This window comes from Thioalkalivibrio sp. ALE17 (genome assembly GCF_000425605.1).
In the GTDB taxonomy this organism is placed as follows: domain Bacteria; phylum Pseudomonadota; class Gammaproteobacteria; order Ectothiorhodospirales; family Ectothiorhodospiraceae; genus Thioalkalivibrio.
On sequence record NZ_AUDT01000003.1, the window covers coordinates 43,997 to 62,990 of the forward strand.

The following is an 18,994-nucleotide window of genomic DNA, read 5'->3' on the forward strand; positions in this document are numbered from 1 at the left end:
AGAATCGAAGAAACAGAGAGTTACGATCTTTATGTGAAACGGAGTGCGCGCTCTGTGTGCTAAGCGGCCGTTGGTTTCATCGCTTGTGGGTAGTCTGTACAGGGTGTGTACAATTGTGACGCCGTCCCGGGGGTTCATCGGGTCTTGAGGAAACAGTGATTCATGCGCACGCAAAAGCGACTCGAGCGCCAGTGTGTACATTGAGCAGTGTTTCCCGAGCCAACAAAAAACCCGGCACCGCGAGGCGGTTGGCCGGGTTTCGGTGGCGGGACCCGTATCCGGATCTCGCATTTGGGGCGGGCTACTAGCCGAGGGCCTTGACCGATGCCACGAGCTCGGCGGCCACCTTCTGGCCGTCGCCGTAGAGCATCTGGTTGTTGTCGGCGTAGAACAGGTGGTTCTCGATGCCCGAGAAACCGGAACCCTTGCCGCGCTTCACGCAGATGACGTTGTGGGCCTGGTCGGCGTTCAGGATCGGCATGCCGTAGATCGGCGATTCCGGGTTGGTCCGGGCCACCGGGTTCACGACGTCGTTCGCGCCGATCACCATCGCGACATCCGCGGTCTTGAACTCCTCGTTGATCTCGTCGAGGTCGAAGATGATGTCGTAGGGCACGCCGGCCTCGGCCAGCAGCACGTTCATGTGCCCGGGCATGCGGCCCGCGACCGGGTGGATCGCGAACTTCACGTCCACGCCGCGCTTCTGCAGCAGCTGGGTGAATTCCCAGATCTTGTGCTGCGCCTGCGCGACGGCCATGCCGTAGCCCGGCACGATGATGACCTTCTCGGCGTAGGCCATCATGATCCCGGCATCGTTGGCCTGGATCTCCTTCATCGTGCCTTCGATCTCTTCCTCGGCACCGCCGGCGGAGCCGCCGAACTGGCTGAACAGGATGTTCTTGATCGGGCGGTTCATCGCCTTGGCCATCAGCTGCGTGAGCAGCGTACCGGCCGCGCCGACCACGATACCGGCGATCATCAGCGCCGGGTTGTCGAGCACGATGCCCTTCAGGCCGACCGCCAGGCCGGTCAGGGCGTTGTACAGCGAGATGACCACCGGCATGTCGGCGCCGCCGATCGGCAGCGTCATCAGGATGCCGAAGGCCAGCGCCAGGACGAAGAACAGCAGCAGCGTCGCCGAACCGATCTCGCCGCCGCCGGTGGCCATCAGGAAGCCGAGGATCACGGTGATGGCAAAGATCGCGATGTTCACGACCTGCTGGCCAGCGAAGGTGAAGGTCTTCTTCATCAGGCCCTGCAGCTTGGCGTAGGCCACCAGCGAGCCGGAGAAGGCCACCGAGCCGATCAGCGAGCCGGTCACGGCGATCGCCAGGCCGGTGTTGCTGACGGTTTCCGGGGTCGCCTGCAGCAGGTAGATCGCGCCGATGCCGGCCGCGGCGCCGCCGCCCATGCCGTTGTACAGCGCGATCATCTGCGGCATGTCGGTCATCGCGACCTTCTTGCCGCTCCACCAGGCCAGCGCGCCGCCGATGGCGATACCCAGGATGATCAGGGTGTAGTTCACGCCGCCGGAGATCTCCGGATGCACGAAGGTCACGAGCGTGGCGATCACCATGCCCACGCCGGCCCAGATGATGCCCGGCCGCGCGGTGGTCGGCGAGGACATCTGCTTGAGGCCGACGATGAACAGTACCGCCGCCGCAAAATAGGCGAGGTTGATGATCATGCTCATGCGTTATCTCCCTTCTTGTCGTCCTTCTTGCTGGTCTTGAACATCTCCAGCATGCGTTCGGTGACGACGTAGCCACCCACGGCGTTGCCCGCGGCCAGGATCACGGCGACAAAGCCGATGGCCTGTTCCAGCGGGGTCGTGGCATGGCCCAGCGCGACCATGGTCCCGACCAGCACGATGCCGTGGACGAAGTTGGAACCGGACATCAGCGGGGTGTGCAGGATGACCGGCACCTTGGAGATGATCTCGTAGCCGGTGAAGGCCGCGAGCATGAAGATGTACAGCGCGATAAAGCCTTCGATGATCATGAGTTCGCTCCCTTCAGGGCCTCGCGGGTGGCCTCGTGCACGATCTCGCCGTCGCGGGTCAGCACGCTCTTGGCGATGACCTCGTCATCCCAGTCCGGCTGGAACTCGCCGCCCTCGGCGATCATCGGCGTGAGGAAATTGAGCAGGTTCTTGGCGTACATCTCGGAGGCATGCAGCGGTACCTGCGAGGGCACGTTCAGCGGGGCATGAATGGTCACGCCCTTGTGCTTGCTGGTCTTGCCCGGCTTGGACAGTTCGCAGTTGCCACCACCCTCGGCCGCCAGGTCGATGATGACCGCGCCGGGCTTCATGCCCTCGACCATGTCCTTCGGGACCAGTTTCGGCGCGTCGCGACCGGGGATCGCGGCGGTGGTGATCAGCACGTCGGCCTTGGAGATGAACTCGCCCAGGGCATCCTGCTGCTGTTGCTTCTCTTCCGCGGTCAGTTCTCGGGCGTAGCCGCCTTCGCCCTCGGCGGAGACGCCCAGATCGAGGAACTTCGCACCCAGCGACTCGACCTGCTCCTTGGTGGCGGAGCGCACGTCATAGGCCTCGACCATCGCGCCCAGGCGCTTGGCCGTGGCGATCGCCTGCAGCCCGGCCACGCCGGCGCCGATCACGATGACCTTGGCCGGGCGGATGGTGCCGGCGGCGGTGGTCAGCATCGGGAAGAACCGGCAGGACAGATCCGAGCCCATGATCGCGCCCTTGTAGCCGACCACGGCCGCCTGCGAGGACAGCACGTCCATGCTCTGGGCGCGCGAGATGCGCGGGATCAGCTCCATCGCGAAGCTCAGGATCTTGCGCTCCTGCATCGCCTTGACCACGTCTGGATTGCGGTGGGCATGGAACAGGCTGACGACGGTGGAGCCCTCCGGCAGCTGGTTGACCTCTTCCACCGTCGGTGGGGCCACGCGGACCATCAGGTCCGACTGGCCGTAGGCCGTCTCGGTATCGACCACGGTGGCCTTCTCGTAGGCCGTGTCCGGGAAATGGGCATTGGAGCCGGCACCCTTCTCCAGCTGCACGGTGACGCCCAGATCGCTGAACTTGGCCGCCACCGTCGGATCCAGGGCCACGCGACGTTCGCCGCTGGCGGACTCCTTGGGAACGGATAATTTGATTGCCATGCGCTCTCTCCCCGGGCCAAACGTCCCGGTACTCCCCTGGGACGATCAGCCGCGCTCGCGGGTGGTGAAATCGGATGCGGCACGCCTGAAGCGGGCATGCCGCACAAAAAACGACCCGCGAGTGTAGCGGAATCGCCCCCGTGCTTAAACCGTGTCCTGCGCTTGCAGGGTCTTGTTCCGGGTCGCGGAGCGTACGATACCTCGGGTCATGGCGTTGTAATTGCTTTGTTCTCGAAGGCTGTTTATTGTTTTTCCGGTCAGTGTTGCCCTGAGGGAGACGCGGGCGTGCGATTCAATCAGCGTCTCCCAAAGGGGGCATGGATTTGTTCACTCGACCCCGCGTGAGCAAATCCGTGTTTCCTTGAGACGGGACGGGTCATGTTGCCGAACGAGCATCAGGTCCTGCGCACGGACGCCGCGGGCATGCCGCTGGAGTGGATCGGCCTGGAGCAGGCCGTGCGCCTCTACTACACCGAGCAGGTGGCCTACACCTGTGGCAGCCCGCTTTATCGCATGCGCGGCGGCATCAACGCCCGCACCGGGCTGCAGTCGCGGGTCGAGGTCAACTCGATCATCGCGACCCATGGCACCCGCCAGTCCCGTTTCAACAACTACATCCCTCCGCTCAACAACACCACCCTGTTCCGCCGCGATGCCCATCTTTGTCTGTACTGCGGCCAGCATTTCTACGAACGCGACCTGTCGCGCGACCATGTGACCCCCATCAGCCAGAACGGCGAGGACACGTGGACCAACGTGGTCACCGCCTGCAAGCGCTGCAACAACCACAAGGCCGGGTTCACGCCGGAAGAGGCCGGGATGCAACTGCTGGCCATCCCGTTCACGCCGACCCATGCGGAATACATCTTCCTCAAGGGCAAGCGCGTGCTGGCCGACCAGATGGAATTCCTGCAGGCGCACTTCCCGCGCACCAGCCCCCTGCGCGGCCGTCTGGGCTGAACCGGCGCTGGCTGCCCCCGGGTCGCCGGCGCGCTATCCTTCACCGCTGAACCAAATGGCGCTGCGCCACTCCGACAGGGAGTCAGCGTCCCCTCATGTCGGCAAGGAGCACCATGAAGTATTTCGGAGAAGCGGATTATCGTCACGGCCAGGCGCGCGACGTCGGCGTATTGCTGACCAACCTCGGCACGCCGGACGAACCCACCGCGCCCGCCCTGCGCCGCTACCTGAAGGAGTTTCTCTGGGATCCGCGCGTGGTCGAGGTCCCGCGCCCGATCTGGTGGCTGATCCTTAACGGCGTCATCCTCAACATCCGTCCGAAGCGCTCGGCCGCCAAGTACGCCACCGTCTGGACCGACGAAGGTTCGCCGCTGCTGGCGATCTCGAAGCGCCAGGCCGAGGGCGTGCGCCGCCGCCTCGCCGAACAGACAGGGGAGGCGATCCCGGTTGCGCTGGGTATGCGCTATGGCAACCCGTCGATTGCCGCAGGGCTGGACGAGCTACGCCGCCAGGGCGTGCGCCGCGTGGTGGTGCTGCCGCTGTACCCGCAGTACTCGGCCAGCACCAACGGTTCCACCTTCGATGCCGTGGCCGATGTGCTCAAGGGCTGGCGCTGGGTGCCGGACCTGCAGTTCATCGCCGCCTACGACGCCCAGCCCGGCTACATCGAGGCCCTGGCCAGCAGTGTGCGCGAGCACTGGCAGGAGCACGGCCAGGCCGACCGCCTGGTGATGTCCTTCCACGGCATCCCCAAGCGCTACCTGCTGCAGGGCGACCCCTACCACTGCCTGTGCCATGCCACCGGGCAAAAGCTGGCGCAGGCGCTGGGTCTGAATGACGACCAGTGGCAGGTCACCTTCCAGTCGCGCTTCGGGCGCGAGGAGTGGCTGCAGCCCTACACCGACAAGACCATGGAGGCCCTGCCGGGGCAGGGCGTGCGCTCGGTGGACGTAATCTGCCCCGGCTTCTCCGCCGACTGCCTGGAGACGATCGAGGAGATCGGCGACGAGAATCGCGAGATCTTCCAGGAGGCCGGTGGCGAACGCTTCCACTACATCCCGGCCCTGAACGACCGCGCCGACCACCTCGACTTCCTGGCCGGGCTGCTGCATCAGCATCTGGCGCCGTGGCTCAACGATCCGGACAACGCCCCCGAGGCGCGTGCCGCGGCTCGCGAGCGCGCGCTCGCGCTGGGCGCCAAACAGTAACGTGGCGAAGGCCGGGGCGATGGACGGACCCGTGATGGCTGAACGGGAGCCGGGCGAGATCGAGATCGGCGCCGTGATCATTGGCGACGAACTCCTCAGCGGCAAGCGCCGGGACCGGCACCAGGCGCACCTGACCGAGGCGCTCGCCGAGAAGGGCCTGGAGCTATCGTGGATTCGGATCGTGGGTGACAACGCTCGCCTGTTGGTGCAGACGTTCCGCGAAACCCTGGCAAGCGGAGCCGAGGTGTTCAGCTTTGGCGGTATCGGAGCGACCCCGGATGATCGCACCCGCGCCTGCCTGGCCGAGGCGCTGGGTCGCCCGCTGGTGCCACACCCCGAGTTCATGGCGATCCTCGAGGAGCGCTTCGGCGTCGAGGCCTGGCCGCACCGCGTGCGCATGGCCGAGCTACCGGAGGGCGCTAGCCTGATCCCGAACCCGGTCAACGGCATCCCCGGCTTCAGCTGCGAACGCCACCACTGCGTGCCCGGCTTCCCGGTGATGGCCGAGCCGATGGTGCGCTGGGTGCTGGATCAGCGTTTCCCCGACCGTAACGCCGAGGCGGGCGCGGTAGAGGAGGTGCTGCGGCTGGAGAACGTGACCGAGAGCCGACTGGTCCCCATCCTCGAGGCGATGGAGGCGGCCTTCCCCGATCTGCGCATCTCCTGCCTGCCGCGCATGGACCGCAATGCCCCGCAGGTCGAACTGGGCCTGCGCGGCCCGCGCACCCGTGTGATCGAGGGTCAGGCCGCACTGCGGCAGCACCTGATCGCCGGCGGTTTCCTGAGCCACTGACGCCGTTCGAGCAGACTCCGTCGAAAGTGCTTGCGCGCCGGGCCGGGCGCGGTATATTGCTGCCTTGCAGGCACCCGCCTGTGTGCCGCTTTGGCGGCCCGAATGGAAGACCCCGCCCGTGAATCTGCCCGTTCCCGGCCCCGAGTGGTCGGACCTTGCCGACACGCTCCCGTCCCGCGCGCCAGCGGTCATCGAATCCCCGGTTCCCGAGGGCCGTGAGCCGGCAGGCTGGCTGGATGCGCTGATGCGCGATCAGCGGTGTGTCTGGCCCGACTTCCTGCCCGAGGACACGGTCGATGCGCTGCATGACGAGATCTACGCCCTGCGTGATGCCGCGCAGCTGGCGCAGGCGCGGATCGGTCGGGGTGGCGAGTGCCATCGCGATCGGGCCACCCGCGGTGACTGGATCCACTGGCTGGATGGTGCCAGCCCGGCCCAGCAGGCGTTCATGGAGCGCCTGGATGCGATACGGCTGGAGGTGGGCCGGTCGCTGATCCCGGGCCTGTTCGAGACCGAATCGCACTTTGCCCTGTACCCGCCCGGGACCCACTACGAGCGCCATGTGGATGCTTTTCAGGCCGGCAACTGCCGCCGGCTGTCGCTGGTGTTCTACCTCAACCGCGACTGGCACGAGCAGGACGGCGGCCAGCTCGCCATCTATGACGATGCGGGCCGCGAATGCCAGCGCATCCAGCCGACGGCTGGCACGCTGGTGATGTTCCTGAGCCAGACCGTGCCGCACGCGGTCCTGCCCACGCGGCGCTGGCGCGCCAGCATCGCCTCCTGGATGCGCGTGCGCGAGCTTGCCAACCCGCTCGCGGGTCTCGACCGCTTCTGACACCGGCCCCTGCGCGTTCTTGCAGCCTGCGGTGCCGGCGCCCATGATCGGGAGAGGGCCTCAGCGCCCTTCGGTCGAGCGCAACGCGGCGGGCCAATATGGGCAAGAGCCGGCAAAGGCAGGGCAACAATCGCCTCCCCCGAGACACGTCGCCTGACGTGCCCCTGCAGCCCTCTTCGGCTTCGATCTGGGCCGAGCGCTATCAGTTGCGTGACGCCCGGGGCGAGCCGGTGGATGCCTCGGTCGAGGCGATGTTCGACCGTGTCGCCCTGGCCCTCGCGGCGGTCGAGGCGCCGGAGAAGCGCGCGCCGATCGAGCGCGAGTTCCGCTGGGCGCTGGATAACGGCGCCATCCCGGCCGGGCGGATACTGGCCAATGCCGGGGCCGAGGCGCACAAGCCGCAGACCACACTGATCAACTGCACCGTCTCGCGCACGATCCGCGATTCGCTGCAGGCCATCCTCGATGCCAATACGGCTGCCGGGCTGACGCTCAAGGCCGGGGCCGGCATCGGCTACGACTTCAGCACCCTGCGCCCGAAGGGCGCGCTGGTCGCGGGCGCCGGCGCGCCGACCAACGGCCCGGTCGCCTTCATGCAGATCTTCGACCAGACCTGCCGCACCATCGGCGCGGCCGGTGGCCGCCGCGGGGCGCAGATGGCGACGCTGGATATCGGCCACCCGGACATTGAGCGTTTCATCCTCGCCAAGCGCCGCAAGGGGCGGCTGACCCAGTTCAATCTGTCCGTGCTGGTGCGCGATGCCTTCCTGGAGGCCGTGGAGCGCGACGACGAATGGGCGCTCGCCTTCCCGCTGTTGCCCGTGGAACAGGACGCGGTGGCCGCCTCCGATCTCGTCTATCGCGACTGGCCGGTGGTCGAGGACGGCTACCGCGTGGACGACCAGGGCCGGGTCGCCTGCCGTATCTACCGCCGCGTGCGCGCCCGCGAGCTGTGGGACACCCTGATGCGCAGCACCTATGACGTCGGCGAACCCGGCGTCATCCTGATCGATCAGGTCAACCGCCAGAACAACGCCTGGTTCGACGAGGTGATCCGCGCGACCAACCCCTGCGGCGAGGAGCCGCTGCCGCCGGACGGGGCCTGCCTGCTGGGGTCGGTGAATCTGACTCGGTTCGTGTCCGCGCCGTTCAGTGCCGACGCCGCCTTCGACTGGGCGCGCTTCGAGCGGGTGGTGCGCGTGTTCACGCGCATGCTGGACAACGTCGCGGACATCTCCGGGCTTCCGCTGCCGGAGCAGCGCGCCGAGATGCTGCGCAAGCGCCGCCACGGCATGGGCATCCTCGGGCTCGGGTCGGCCCTGGCGATGCTGGGGGAGACCTACGGCTCGGCGTCGGCCGCCGACTTCACCGCAGAGGTCTGTCGTCGCCTGGCGCTGGAGAGCTGGCGCGCCGGGCTGGAGCTCGCGCGCGAGAAGGGCCCGGCGCCGATCATGGACGAGGACTTCACGCTGACCGCGGACATGCTCCGGCGTCAGCCGGCGCTGGCCGAGGCCGGCTATCAGGTCGGTGACGTGCTGAAGGGTCGGGAGCTGCATGCCCGCTTCAGCCCCTACATGCATCGCATCGCCGAGGAGGACCCGGCGCTGGTCGCGGCGCTGGCCGAGGAGGGTGCGCGCTTTACCCACGCGACCTCCATCGCGCCCACCGGCACCATCAGCTTCTCGGTCGCCAACAACGCGAGCAACGGCATCGAGCCGACCTTTCTCCACCACACCACGCGCAACATCCGTCGCCCCGGGCGGCGCACCCGCGAGGCCGTGGACTGCTACTCGTACGAGCTGCTGGCCTACCGCGCCCTGGTCGATGCCGAGGCGGGGCCGGGGGATCTTCCCGCCCACGCGATCACCGCGGACCGGGTCAGTGTGGACGCCCACATCCGCATGCAGGCCGCCGCGCAGCCGTGGGTGGACTCGGCCATCTCCAAGACGCTCAACGTCCCGAGCGATATCCCGTTCGAGGACTTCCAGCAGGTCTATCTGCAGGCCTGGCGCGCGGGTCTCAAGGGCTGCACCACCTACCGGCCCAACCCGCAGGCGCAGATGGGCGTGCTGGTGGACCCCGAGCGCCTGCGCAGCACCTGGTACACCTTCACCCTGGCGGACGGCCGGGAGCTGACCCTGCGCGGCGACGAACAGGTCGAATACGAAGGCCAGGTCCACACCGCCGCGAATCTCTTCGCCGCGCTGGACGAGGGCTACTACGACGACGTCTGACGCCGTCGGGGAGGACACGATGCACCGGATCGACCAGCCCATCATCGCCTTTCGCCGCTCGGACACCCCGCAGGGCGAGGGCGCGTCCGGCAGCGACGATCACCCGCTGGGCAAACGCATTCCATCGCGCCCCGAGGGCGAACTCGAGTCGGTCACCGAGAAGGTGCGCTACTGGACCCAGGACGGGCCGCAGACCGTCTACCTGGTGGTCAGCTTCGTCGCCGTCTCCGGCACGGTGGACGGCGAGACTGTGACCATCGAGCGACCCATCGAATTCTTCCTGCCCACCGGGCAGCACTCCGAGTCCTACCAGTGGATCTCCGCGACCATGCGCAGCCTGTCCCTGGCGGCCCGTGGCGGCTATGCCGCCCGCGCCCTGCGCGACCTGCGCAAGGTCACCTGGGACCGCGGCCCGGTCCGCTGCGGTGAAAACGAGTACGGCAAGCCGCTGTATCACCCCTCCGAGGTCGCCGCGATCGCCCACGCCCTGCAACGCATCCTCCAGCGCCGCGGCTTCCTCGACCCCGACGGCCACCCCCGCCCGCTACGCGAACTGGTCGCCGCCTGTCGCGACAGGGGAACCCCGAAGGCCTCCGCCACCCTGGAAGCACCGAATTTGGGGGCCACAGACATGGCCCGCTGCCCGCAGTGCGATGGCCACCTCGAGATCATCGACGGCTGCCCCACCTGCCGTGACTGCGGCTATTCGAAGTGCTAGTGCCTTCGGGCGAAGGCGGGCGGGACCCGAACGGCTGGCGACTCTGAAACCAAGAAAACGAACCGGGTACCAGGCGCCGACACGCGATCGACCAAAGGCTTCCCCAGTCCTGAAGCCGCATAGATAACCCCTTGGCTTGCGGGGCCGCCGTGGAATTCTCGAAGGGGGTCTCGTAGTCTCCTCGGCCCGTCCATTCCGCTTTGGAGACATCGTGGCCAACATCCTGAACCCGTACGCCGACGATCAGCCCGAGCCGAAGCACATCGTGCTGCGCGCCCGCAGTGGCCAGGCGGTTTCGGCCAATTTCACCCTGCAGGATCGGCGAGGACGCCAGAGCGCGGCGGAATATCTGTTTCATCTCTATTCCACCATCAAGCAGAAGCTGGACGAGCCGGTCCTGGATACCGCGGCCCCATCGCCGGACGACCAGGCCGCCATGCAGCGACTGATTCTCTACTCGGCCGGCGCCCACGACACCATGTTCGGCACCTTCAATGGTTCCAATACCTCCTCGGAGATGCCGGAGGAGGAGCGCAACGAGTTCGTGGAGATCTTCCTGCTGGCCTGCGCCACGGTCATCGAGGGCCAGCGGATCACCGTCGACCTCCAGCGCGGCCTCATCACCACCGAGACTGCCTGATCGTGAGTCGGGACAGGCCTTGCCTTTCGACCCGCCTTCACCAGAGAGGCAAAAAGCAAGGTCTGACCCTCCGGGCTTGCCTCGCCTTCACCAGAGAGGCAAAAAGCAAGGTCTGACCCTCCGGGCTTGCTCCCGGCGGCCGGGGAGAGTGCCCCGGCGGGCGACGACAACCCGCTGGGCAAGCGTATCCCGTCGCGCCCCGAGGGCGAGCTCGAGTCGGTCACCGAGAAGGTGCGCTACTGGACCCAGGACGGGCCGCAGACGGTTTATCTGGTGGTCAGCTTCGTCGCTGTCTCCGGCACGGTGGACGGCGAGACCGTGACCATCGAGCGCCCGATTGAGTTTTTCCTGCCCACCGGCCAGCACTCCGAGTCCTACCAGTGGATCTCCGCCACGATGCGCAGCCTGTCGCTGGCGGCCCGAGGAGGCTATGCCGCCCGCGCCCTGCGCGACCTGCGCAAGGTCACCTGGGACCGCGGCCCGGTCCGCAGCGGCACCAGCGACTACGGGAAACCCCTCTATCACCCCTCCGAGGTCGCCGCCATCGCCTTTGCCCTGCAGAACATCCTCCAGCGCCGCGGCTTCCTCGACCCGGACGGCCATCCCCGCCCGCTACGCGACCTGGCCGCCTACCACGACAAGGCTCGTAATACTCGGCCTGCGGACGTTCCTGTTTTGGACTCCCCGCAGTCTGGGCCAATGGGTTCGTCGCTGTGCCCGCAGTGCGGCGGACACCTGGATATCATCGATGGCTGTCCCACCTGCCGCGACTGCGGCTACTCGAAGTGCTAGGTCCCTCTTCGGAGGAAGGCCCTAAGTGTTACCCGCGACCGCACCGGGCCATTCGACTCCTGCATGTGATGGATGATCGATCGAAGCGTCACTTGGCCGTCATCGCGTATCAACCAGCATGGATAACCCCTCGGCGGACGGGGCCGCCGTGGAAATCTCCAAGGGGGTCTCGTAGTCTCCCCGGCTCGTCCATTCCGCTCTGGAGACATCGTGGCCCACATCCTGAACCCGTACGCCGACGATCAGCCTGAACCCAAGCACATCGTGCTGCGCGCCCGCAGTGGCCAGGCGGTCTCGGCCGACTTCACCCTGCAGGATCGGCGGGGGCGCCAGAGCGCGGCGGAATACCTGTTTCATCTCTATTCCACCATCAAGCAGAAGCTGGGCGAACCGATGCTGGATACTGCCGCGCCATCGCCGGACGACCAGGCCGCCATGCAGCGATTGATCCTCTACTCGGCCGGCGCCCACGACACCATGTTCGGCACCTTCAATGCCTCCAATACCTCCTCGGAGATGCCGGAGGAAGAGCGCAACGAGTTCGTCGAGATCTTCCTGCTGGCCTGCGCCACGGTCATCGAAGGCCAGCGGATCACCGTCGACCTCCAGCGCGGCCTCATCACCGCCGAGGCGCCCTGAGCGCGATTTCCGCGGGAGTGCTGCTGAGGGGGTGGGGCAGCCTTGGCTGGATCCAGGCTCAGTTCAGGCCAGCTTTGCGCCGCAAATATCGGCTTGGCCGCTGGGCCTGATTGGGTGGAGACCTTCGTGTACTGGCGCGAAGCAGGATTTCGCAGGGCCGAAGCAGAGCAAAAGGCAAGGTTTGACCCCGGTCCCTCTGGGAGTGCTGCTGAGGGGGTGGGGCAGCCTTGGCTGGATCCAGGCTCAGTTCAGGCCAGCTTTGCGCCGCAAATATCGGCTTGGCCGCTGGGCCTGATTGGGTGGAGACCTTCGTGTACTGGCGCGAAGCAGGATTTCGCAGGGCCGAAGCAGAGCAAAAGGCAAGGTTTGACCCCGGTCCCTCTGGGAAGCAGAGGACATTCTCGTGCTGGCGGAAGGGCTGGACGAAATGCGATTGGAGGATTTGCGGGCAGACGAAAGTGACTCGGACGACTCGCCGCAGCCCTGGAACCCATCAGAGACAGTGGAAGAGTTCGCCTGCCTGGGGCTGGACTTCATGATTCGTGCCGATGACTACGAGCGGTTGGTGCTGCCCAAACTCCCGGAAACGACGTTGCTTGACGCGATCGCTGTCCACGCGCTCGGGGTGTCGGCCCAGGCGAATGCGTTGGCCCACGACTTGGCGAAAAGCTGGTGGCCTAAGCAACTAAGGGCGTATGAGCGTATGGCGGAATTGGCGATTGAAGGGCAGCAACTGGTCGAGGCCGCAGAGCGCCATCGCCACGGCCTCAACTCGATCAAGCGCACCCAAGGCCGTTCCGGCAAGAAAGGCGCAGAGGTTCGGCACAGCCCCAACCGAGCTCTTAAGCACCAGTTCTTCGCGTTCTACCGTGAAGGTGAGTTTCGTTCGCAGCGGGAGGCGGCACGGCAGTTTTTTGAAGGATTGACCGAGCAAGAGCAACGCCTCATCACCAATAATCGGGATCTGGAACCCGCGATTCGCAATCTGACGAATGCCCTTCGTAGGCACCTCCGCCCCGAGTCGCAGTAGCAGCGGGGCGCGGGCGGGGGAGCGGCTTGTCCGCCCCGCCCGCCCGCGCTGCCCGGTCCATCACGCATACACCTAGCGGCTAGATGTAGTACGTCTGGCGGCCACTGGGAATTCCGGGGGCTGCATCCCGGCGTTTGAATGATCGCGTCAATCCACGACGGAGCGCGATCATGCCTGACCATCTTTTGAACACCTCTCAAGCTGCCCAATTCCTGGGTGTGAGCAAAGCCTTTCTGGAACGTGACCGCTGGGCGGGTGCGCGTATCCCCTTCATTCGGGTCGGTAGCCGGACTGTGCGCTATCGCTTGAACGACCTGAATGACTACCTCGAACGGCAAGTCCGTCGTTCGACGGCCGAAGGCTAAGCCCCATGGTCGAGCACACCGGGCAGATAAGCCGACCACGCCAGAACACGCCACCTCTGGAGACTGGTTTTGATATCGAAGGCTTTGAGTGCGGATGGCGTTTGGAGGTCCGCCCCAGACGCTGGCCGGATGGAAAGACCACTATTCACCGCTGGCCAGTCTGGGCCCCGAAGGGCTGGGATTACCCGCTCGACGATCTTCCGCATCTGGAGCAGTGCCTGCGAGTGCTGCCCAAAGCGTGGCGGCCCCTGTGTGAACTTCGCTACCGCGAACTTCTAGAAACCAAGGGCCGGAGGAACGCAAACCTTTGGCTTCTGGATCTAGGCAAGCAAGCCAGGCGAGCGCCAGTGAACCTGTCGGCCAGTGACGATGCGCTGCGGAATAAGGGAGATGAGTTCGCACGGCGTTGCGAGAAGCTTACGTTGGCAGGCGCCCGGACGGTCGCCACCGATGCGGGTCTTTGTTGCTCCAGTGCGAAGTCGGAAGAAGGGGAGCTTATGCGCTATCGCTGTGACCGGTGGTGGCGCCGTCAGCTCCGCAGCCTGCAACTGGTCGCGGTGGAGGCCATCGCTCGCGAGTTGGCGCTGGTGTCTCGGCGCAAGCAGATTTATGTCAGCGATGTGGGCCTCCAGCTCGTACGCCAGCGCAATCAACGCAACCGCGCAACCTTGGCCACGATGGAGGCTGTCAACGACCTGGGCGATGCGTTCTCACTGGCCGAATTGGCCGAGCGATCGGTGTCGAACCCCAAGTTAAGACGAAACGAACTCATGGCGCGGATCGCCGGGACGGAGGCACACGCGCGCTCCCAAGGCTACCGCGCGCTGTTCGTGACGATCACTTGCCCATCTCGGTTTCACGCCACGGCCTCGCAGACCGGAGAGGCCAATCCGAGCTTCGACCGTTCGACGCCAAAAGACGGCGCGACCTACCTCAATAAGGTGTGGGCTAACGTACGTCGCTGGTTCAAGGATGCGGATATTGCCTTCTACGGCATTCGGGTCCGTGAGCCCCAGCACGACGAAACGCCCCACGATCACTACCTTCTGTTCACTCCGCCGGATCAAGAGCCTCGGGTGGTGGAGATCATGCAAGAGTGGGCGTTGAAGGATTCGCCCACCGAACGAGGGGCCCGGCGCCATCGGTTCACCGTCGAGTACATCGACTACGACCGCGGAACCGCTACGGGCTACGTCGCCAAGTACGTCAGCAAGAATATCGACGGTTATGGGCTCACGGAGGACAGCGTCGGACACATGTCGGACACGGCGGCACAGAGGGTCCAGGCATGGTCGGCGGTCTGGCGAATTCGTCAGTTCGCGTTCTACGGAACCCAGCCGGTCGGTATCTGGCGAGAGTTACGCCGCACCCGTGGCGACGCAGATGATCCGATTCGGGACGCAGCCTTGGCGGCCGACGTTGGCGATTGGGAGCGTTTCACGGAAGCGCTTTTCCGCCATCCCTTGCGCTTGCTGAAGGTCTGGAGCGACGAGCTGGGTGCGTACGGGGAAGAGAAAGGCGACCAGGTGCTAGGCGTCGAAACGCCGGACGCTTCAGTTGCCGTCCAGACCCGCAATCACACCTGGGAGTTGCGTCCGGTAGCGGGGCGCCCGTAGGGCGTTCCGCCTTGGAGTCCTGTCAATAAGTGTACGGTCGCTGAATGATCGAGCGCGGCTCGAAACTGAATTGGGTGAGCAAATGCGTAGGCTAGTTAAACAAAAAGGGGCGGCGACTGATGCCGCCACCCCACTCTGCGCTTCGAATAGCGCTACGCTCTCACAAGAAAGCAGAAGCACTTCGCTTGCTTCGGATATACCCGCTTACCGGTGATATGGTGGGTGTAATAAGGACAGTACACCCAACGGTATCCCGGAGGAGCGGGCTTCGAGCTTAAGTCGCTCATAGCTTTATCCTCCGGCAGCCTGTTGACACCGTCCGCGATGTGCGTAACTCTGAAGTTGCAAGCCACAGTCGATCGCACTCAATGCGGTACGGCCCCCCGTTGGGCAGCTGCCTTTCACCCATGGGGGATATAGAGGACCGGAAGTGTTCCTAGCACTTCGGGTCCTTTTTATTTCATGCGAGAAGGTCTTCGTCTTCGTTCGCTCCCTCTGATCCGCGTTGGGCCTGGATTTGCGTCTGCCGCTCGATCCGTCCCCGGATCCTCTTAATAGCGACATCAACCATGTCGAAATCGTCTGGCTCCCTTACTACCACCCGAGTGTTGAGGTCAGGCCCCACGATCGTTATTTCATACTGTTCGCGTGTAGAAGCCCCGCCTGGCTGTTGAGCGGCTCCGCCTCCCTGCATGAGGTGAGCTGGTCTGGGGGTGTCTGGCTCTCTAGCTACTTCAAGAGTGGGATCGGGGTTCTCTTCCTCGTCCTGAGACCCTGAGGTTACCCGGTAGTCATCATCTATTAGTCCAGCGAAGGAAAAAGCCTCAAGCAGGTATCCTCTAACTCGTGAGGCCTCCGGCTCCGATACTTGGTATTCACGTACAAGCAGGTTATCTAGATAGTCGTGTGGTAGCTGTTGACCCGTGAACCGGTCGTGGATAGCCGCGAATACAGGGGGGCCTAAGGCGGCTTTTTGGAGGACTTCCCGTCGTTCGTCGTCTGAGTATGCGAGCTTGTATTGGCGGTATAGGGACGAAGTCACCAGCTGGCGCCCCCCGCCCGACGACTTGCCGTCAGACTCGACCAAGCCGTATTTGGCGGCGCTGGAAACAAGGGAGTTGAATGCGCCGCTGACCTTCACCCCTAGTTTTTCTGCGGCCGATTCGATCGTCGCTTTTCCGCCGTAAGCGTTGATCGCTTGGGCAAGCTCCAATGCCCGTGATAGCGGGGCGCGGGGGTAGTCAATTTTCTTTGGCATCTTGGCTTCTCTCTGAAGGTTTACGTATCACGATAGACTCTCCAATAGCCGTAATAGGGAAAGAGTAACGCACTCCTTCTTGGTCTGTCAAAGAGTAACAAAGTTCGAGGCCCGAACGCGGTCCCCCGCTTTCGGTGACTGTTTTTGGGGCGCGACGGGCGAACCTGGGGGCGACAGCTAGCGGAGCCCTAGTGAAATGCGGCGTTGCCGGACGCTTCCTGGGCTTTTGCGCGGGGCCGAGCTTTAGAATCAGGCGAGGACTGGTAGGTCGAAGGAAGAATGGAGAATGGCTGCATATCGAGTTCGACTGCCAGCAATTCGCAAGGTGTCTCGTGGTGCTGGCGGCGCGCGACGTGTCGGCCGTCTGTGAGGACACCGAGGTGGTGGTAGCGGATGGGTTCGTGAGGCCTGGTTGGGTCTAGGCCCGGGCGGAGAGGATAGGGCGTAAAATTATCGGGCGGTGCGCCTACACGCGGCCTACACAGCTTTTAGATTTAGAGCGGCGAGATTGTAAGCGATTGAAAATATGGTGGGCCCGGTCGGACTCGAACCGACGACCAAGGGATTATGAGTCCCCTGCTCTAACCAACTGAGCTACAGGCCCGTATTCGGGGAGGGTACAAACGACTGCGGCGCCATTCTACCCGGAAAGGGAGCGATGGCGCCGCAGCGGCAGGGCAGGTTCCGGCCGTTCGGCCGGGACGCCGGTTACTCGGCGTCGGTGTAGGTGCGCAGCAGTTCGGCGCGAGTCGGGTGGCGCAGCTTGCGCAGGGCCTTGGCCTCGATCTGACGGATGCGTTCGCGGGTGACGTCGAACTGCTTGCCGACCTCTTCGAGGGTGTGGTCGGTGTTCATGTCGATGCCGAAGCGCATGCGCAGGACCTTGGCCTCGCGCGGGGTCAGCGTGGAGAGGATCTCGCGGGTGGCCTCGGTGAGGCTTTCCTGCGCGGCGGAGTCCGACGGCGAGGCGACCTTTTCGTCCTCGATGAAGTCGCCCAGGTGGGAGTCTTCATCGTCGCCGATCGGGGTCTCCATGGAGATCGGTTCCTTGGAGATCTTCAGCACCTTGCGGATCTTGTCCTCGGGCATCTCCATGCGCTCGGCCAGCTCTTCCGGCGTGGCCTCGCGGCCCATCTCCTGCAGCATCTGGCGGGAGACGCGGTTGAGCTTGTTGATGGTCTCGATCATGTGCACCGGGATGCGGATGGTCCGGGCCTGGTCCGCGATGGAGCGGGTGATGGCTTGGCGAATCCACCAGGTGGCGTAGGTCGAGAACTTGTAGCCGCGGCGGTATTCGAACTTGTCCACCGCCTTCATCAGGCCGATGTTGCCTTCCTGGATGAGGTCGAGGAACTGCAGGCCGCGGTTGGTGTACTTCTTGGCGATGGAGATCACCAGGCGCAGGTTGGCCTCGACCATCTCCTTCTTGGCGCGGCGGGCCTTGGCCTCGCCGATGGACATGCGGCGGTTGATCTCCTTGATCTCGGAGATGTTCAGGCTGGCCTCGTGCTCGATCTCGGCGAGCTTTTTCTGCAGGCGCACGATCTCGTCCTCGTGCTCGGCGAGGGCGGTGGTGTACTTGCCCTTGGCCTTGCAGGCTTCCTTGATCCAGTCGAGGTTGGTCTCGTTCTTGGGAAAGCTGTCGATGAAGGTCTTGCGCGGCATCTGCGCCTGTTCCACGGCCAGCGCCATGATGCGGCGCTCGTGGCGGCGGATCTGGTCGATGCTGCCGTGCAGCTGGGTGGTCAGCTGGTCGACCATGCGCGGGACCAGCTTGAACTCCATGAAGTACTTGGCGGTGGCCTCGCGCGCGACGGCGTAGGCCTCGCGGTTGCCCTTCTCGAAGGCCTTGTGGGCCTTGGCGTGCAGCTTGCGCAGCTTCTCGAAGCGTTCGCGGGCCTCTTCCGGGTCCGGGCCGGTGTCGACTGGTTCGGCGGCTTCTTCGTCTTCCTCGGCGTCCTCCACCTCGTCGACGATGGCATCCAGCTCGGCGCTGGCCTGTTGTTCGGCAGCCGCCGCGGCCGCGGCCTTCTGCTCGTCCTGGGCCTTCTGCGCCTGTTCCGGCGTCACCAGGCCGCGGGCCACGGCCTCGCCGTTGGCGTGGTCGTTCGGGTCGATGAAGGAGACCACCAGGTCGGTCAGACGGCCGTTGTTTTCGACAATCTGGTCGTACTCGTGGATCAGTCGTTCGATCGCGCCCGGGTGGTGAGCCAGCGCGAACAGGACCTGCATCAGGCCTTCCTCGATGCGCTTGGCGATGCGGATCTCGCCTTCGCGGGTCAGCAGCTCGACCGTGCCCATCTCGCGCATGTACATGCGCACGGGGTCGGTGGTGCGACCGAAATCGGAATCGGCCGAGGCGAGCGCGGCCACGGCGTCCTCGGCGTCCTCGTCGGCGGAGACGGAGCCGTCGGACAACAGCAGGCTGTCGGCGTCCGGGGCCTGCTCGTGCACCGCGATGCCCATGTCGTTGATCATCGCGATGATGTCCTCGACCTGGTCGGAGTCGATGATCGAGTCGGGCAGGTGGTCGTTCACCTCGGTATACGTGAGGTATCCCTGCTCCTTGCCCTTGGCAATCAGTTCCTTGAGCTGGGATTGCTGCTCTTCACGATTCATTGCGGTCGTACTCCGAGGTGCTTGGTCGAGCCGCTACAGGACGGCTCTAGGAAATTGGGGCGCAGAAAAATCAATCCTGTATTGTAGCAGAAGATTCTTATATTGCCGGTTGCCGGACGCTGATTGCGGTCAAGGCCCTGCGCGGCGCGCCGT

General features: G+C 64.9%; 17 protein-coding genes and 1 tRNA gene. 12 read left to right on the top strand and 6 right to left on the bottom strand.

The features are described 5' to 3' along the window. Positions 1-304 precede the first annotated feature (304 nt). From H609_RS0103430 to H609_RS0103440, 3 genes are read right to left on the bottom strand one after another with little or no spacing between them, the layout of a single operon-like run. On the bottom strand, positions 305-1,693 hold the full coding sequence (locus H609_RS0103430; RefSeq protein ID WP_018865546.1) for an NAD(P)(+) transhydrogenase (Re/Si-specific) subunit beta: 1,389 nt from the start codon (positions 1,691-1,693) through the stop codon (positions 305-307). After that, positions 1,690-2,001, bottom strand: coding sequence for an NAD(P) transhydrogenase subunit alpha (locus tag H609_RS0103435; RefSeq protein WP_017942675.1), 312 nt, complete (start codon positions 1,999-2,001; stop codon positions 1,690-1,692). Before H609_RS0103435 ends, H609_RS0103430 begins: the two co-directional genes overlap by 4 nt. Beyond that, positions 1,998-3,131 carry an NAD(P) transhydrogenase subunit alpha gene (locus tag H609_RS0103440; protein WP_038035506.1) on the bottom strand — a complete coding sequence of 378 codons (1,134 nt, stop codon included), beginning with the start codon at positions 3,129-3,131 and terminating at the stop codon, positions 1,998-2,000. The genes H609_RS0103435 and H609_RS0103440 overlap by 4 nt, the downstream gene beginning before the upstream one ends. 378 nt (positions 3,132-3,509) lie before the next feature. Here H609_RS0103440 and H609_RS0103445 point away from each other — a divergent pair, with 378 nt between their 5' ends. From H609_RS0103445 to H609_RS0103495, 12 genes are all read left to right on the top strand, one after another. Further along, on the top strand, positions 3,510-4,091 hold the full coding sequence (locus tag H609_RS0103445) for an HNH endonuclease (RefSeq protein WP_018876543.1): 582 nt from the start codon (positions 3,510-3,512) through the stop codon (positions 4,089-4,091). A gap of 113 nt (positions 4,092-4,204) precedes the next feature. Next, the gene (hemH, locus tag H609_RS0103450) at positions 4,205-5,299 is read left to right on the top strand and encodes a ferrochelatase (RefSeq protein ID WP_028484327.1); all 1,095 of its coding nucleotides are present in this window, start codon (positions 4,205-4,207) and stop codon (positions 5,297-5,299) included. Between the two features lie 34 nt (positions 5,300-5,333). Further along, positions 5,334-6,092, top strand: coding sequence for a molybdopterin-binding protein (locus H609_RS0103455; RefSeq protein WP_028484328.1), 759 nt, complete (start codon positions 5,334-5,336; stop codon positions 6,090-6,092). Between the two features lie 118 nt (positions 6,093-6,210). Beyond that, a complete protein-coding gene (locus H609_RS0103460) occupies positions 6,211-6,930 on the top strand; it encodes a 2OG-Fe(II) oxygenase (protein ID WP_018876540.1) in 720 nt (239 codons plus the stop codon). A gap of 98 nt (positions 6,931-7,028) precedes the next feature. Then, positions 7,029-9,164: an adenosylcobalamin-dependent ribonucleoside-diphosphate reductase gene (locus H609_RS0103465; protein ID WP_038036063.1), complete on the top strand. Its 2,136-nt coding sequence runs from the start codon at positions 7,029-7,031 to the stop codon at positions 9,162-9,164. Positions 9,165-9,183: 19 nt separating this feature from the next. Then, the gene (locus H609_RS0103470; RefSeq protein ID WP_028484330.1) at positions 9,184-9,882 is read left to right on the top strand and encodes a hypothetical protein; all 699 of its coding nucleotides are present in this window, start codon (positions 9,184-9,186) and stop codon (positions 9,880-9,882) included. A gap of 211 nt (positions 9,883-10,093) precedes the next feature. Then, a complete protein-coding gene (locus H609_RS0103475) occupies positions 10,094-10,522 on the top strand; it encodes a hypothetical protein (RefSeq protein WP_028484331.1) in 429 nt (142 codons plus the stop codon). Positions 10,523-10,648: 126 nt separating this feature from the next. Continuing rightward, complete coding sequence (locus H609_RS13310) at positions 10,649-11,314, top strand: hypothetical protein (RefSeq protein ID WP_051206743.1); 666 nt, start codon at positions 10,649-10,651, stop codon at positions 11,312-11,314. 210 nt (positions 11,315-11,524) lie between these two features. Beyond that, a complete protein-coding gene (locus H609_RS0103485; protein WP_028484332.1) occupies positions 11,525-11,953 on the top strand; it encodes a hypothetical protein in 429 nt (142 codons plus the stop codon). A gap of 403 nt (positions 11,954-12,356) precedes the next feature. Further along, positions 12,357-12,983 carry a hypothetical protein gene (locus H609_RS13315; RefSeq protein ID WP_231369957.1) on the top strand — a complete coding sequence of 209 codons (627 nt, stop codon included), beginning with the start codon at positions 12,357-12,359 and terminating at the stop codon, positions 12,981-12,983. A 170-nt stretch (positions 12,984-13,153) separates the two neighbouring features. Next, entirely contained in the window at positions 13,154-13,348 is a 195-nt protein-coding gene (locus tag H609_RS13700; protein ID WP_081659415.1) for an AlpA family transcriptional regulator, read from the top strand. A 5-nt stretch (positions 13,349-13,353) separates the two neighbouring features. Further along, positions 13,354-14,964 carry a replication endonuclease gene (locus H609_RS0103495; protein ID WP_231369958.1) on the top strand — a complete coding sequence of 537 codons (1,611 nt, stop codon included), beginning with the start codon at positions 13,354-13,356 and terminating at the stop codon, positions 14,962-14,964. A gap of 460 nt (positions 14,965-15,424) precedes the next feature. Here H609_RS0103495 and H609_RS14185 read toward each other — a convergent pair whose 3' ends face one another. The 3 genes from H609_RS14185 to rpoD form a co-directional block, all read right to left on the bottom strand. Continuing rightward, positions 15,425-16,222, bottom strand: a complete 798-nt coding sequence (locus tag H609_RS14185) for a hypothetical protein (RefSeq protein WP_155988718.1) — start codon at positions 16,220-16,222, stop codon at positions 15,425-15,427. A 527-nt stretch (positions 16,223-16,749) separates the two neighbouring features. Beyond that, positions 16,750-16,826, bottom strand: a tRNA-Ile gene (locus H609_RS0103500). 104 nt (positions 16,827-16,930) lie between these two features. After that, positions 16,931-18,841 carry an RNA polymerase sigma factor RpoD gene (gene rpoD, locus H609_RS0103505; protein ID WP_018865574.1) on the bottom strand — a complete coding sequence of 637 codons (1,911 nt, stop codon included), beginning with the start codon at positions 18,839-18,841 and terminating at the stop codon, positions 16,931-16,933. Between the last annotated feature and the right edge of the window lie 153 nt (positions 18,842-18,994).

Coding starts and splice junctions, on each gene's coding strand:
- H609_RS0103470 (WP_028484330.1), top strand. CDS start 9,184: ATGCACCGGATCGACCAGCCCATCATCGCCTTTCGCCGCTCGGACACC.
- hemH (WP_028484327.1), top strand. CDS start 4,205: ATGAAGTATTTCGGAGAAGCGGATTATCGTCACGGCCAGGCGCGCGAC.
- H609_RS0103435 (WP_017942675.1), bottom strand. CDS start 2,001: ATGATCATCGAAGGCTTTATCGCGCTGTACATCTTCATGCTCGCGGCC.
- H609_RS13700 (WP_081659415.1), top strand. CDS start 13,154: ATGCCTGACCATCTTTTGAACACCTCTCAAGCTGCCCAATTCCTGGGT.
- H609_RS0103430 (WP_018865546.1), bottom strand. CDS start 1,693: ATGAGCATGATCATCAACCTCGCCTATTTTGCGGCGGCGGTACTGTTC.
- H609_RS14185 (WP_155988718.1), bottom strand. CDS start 16,222: ATGCCAAAGAAAATTGACTACCCCCGCGCCCCGCTATCACGGGCATTG.
- H609_RS0103445 (WP_018876543.1), top strand. CDS start 3,510: ATGTTGCCGAACGAGCATCAGGTCCTGCGCACGGACGCCGCGGGCATG.
- H609_RS0103455 (WP_028484328.1), top strand. CDS start 5,334: ATGGCTGAACGGGAGCCGGGCGAGATCGAGATCGGCGCCGTGATCATT.
- H609_RS0103495 (WP_231369958.1), top strand. CDS start 13,354: ATGGTCGAGCACACCGGGCAGATAAGCCGACCACGCCAGAACACGCCA.
- rpoD (WP_018865574.1), bottom strand. CDS start 18,841: ATGAATCGTGAAGAGCAGCAATCCCAGCTCAAGGAACTGATTGCCAAG.
- H609_RS0103465 (WP_038036063.1), top strand. CDS start 7,029: ATGGGCAAGAGCCGGCAAAGGCAGGGCAACAATCGCCTCCCCCGAGAC.
- H609_RS0103440 (WP_038035506.1), bottom strand. CDS start 3,131: ATGGCAATCAAATTATCCGTTCCCAAGGAGTCCGCCAGCGGCGAACGT.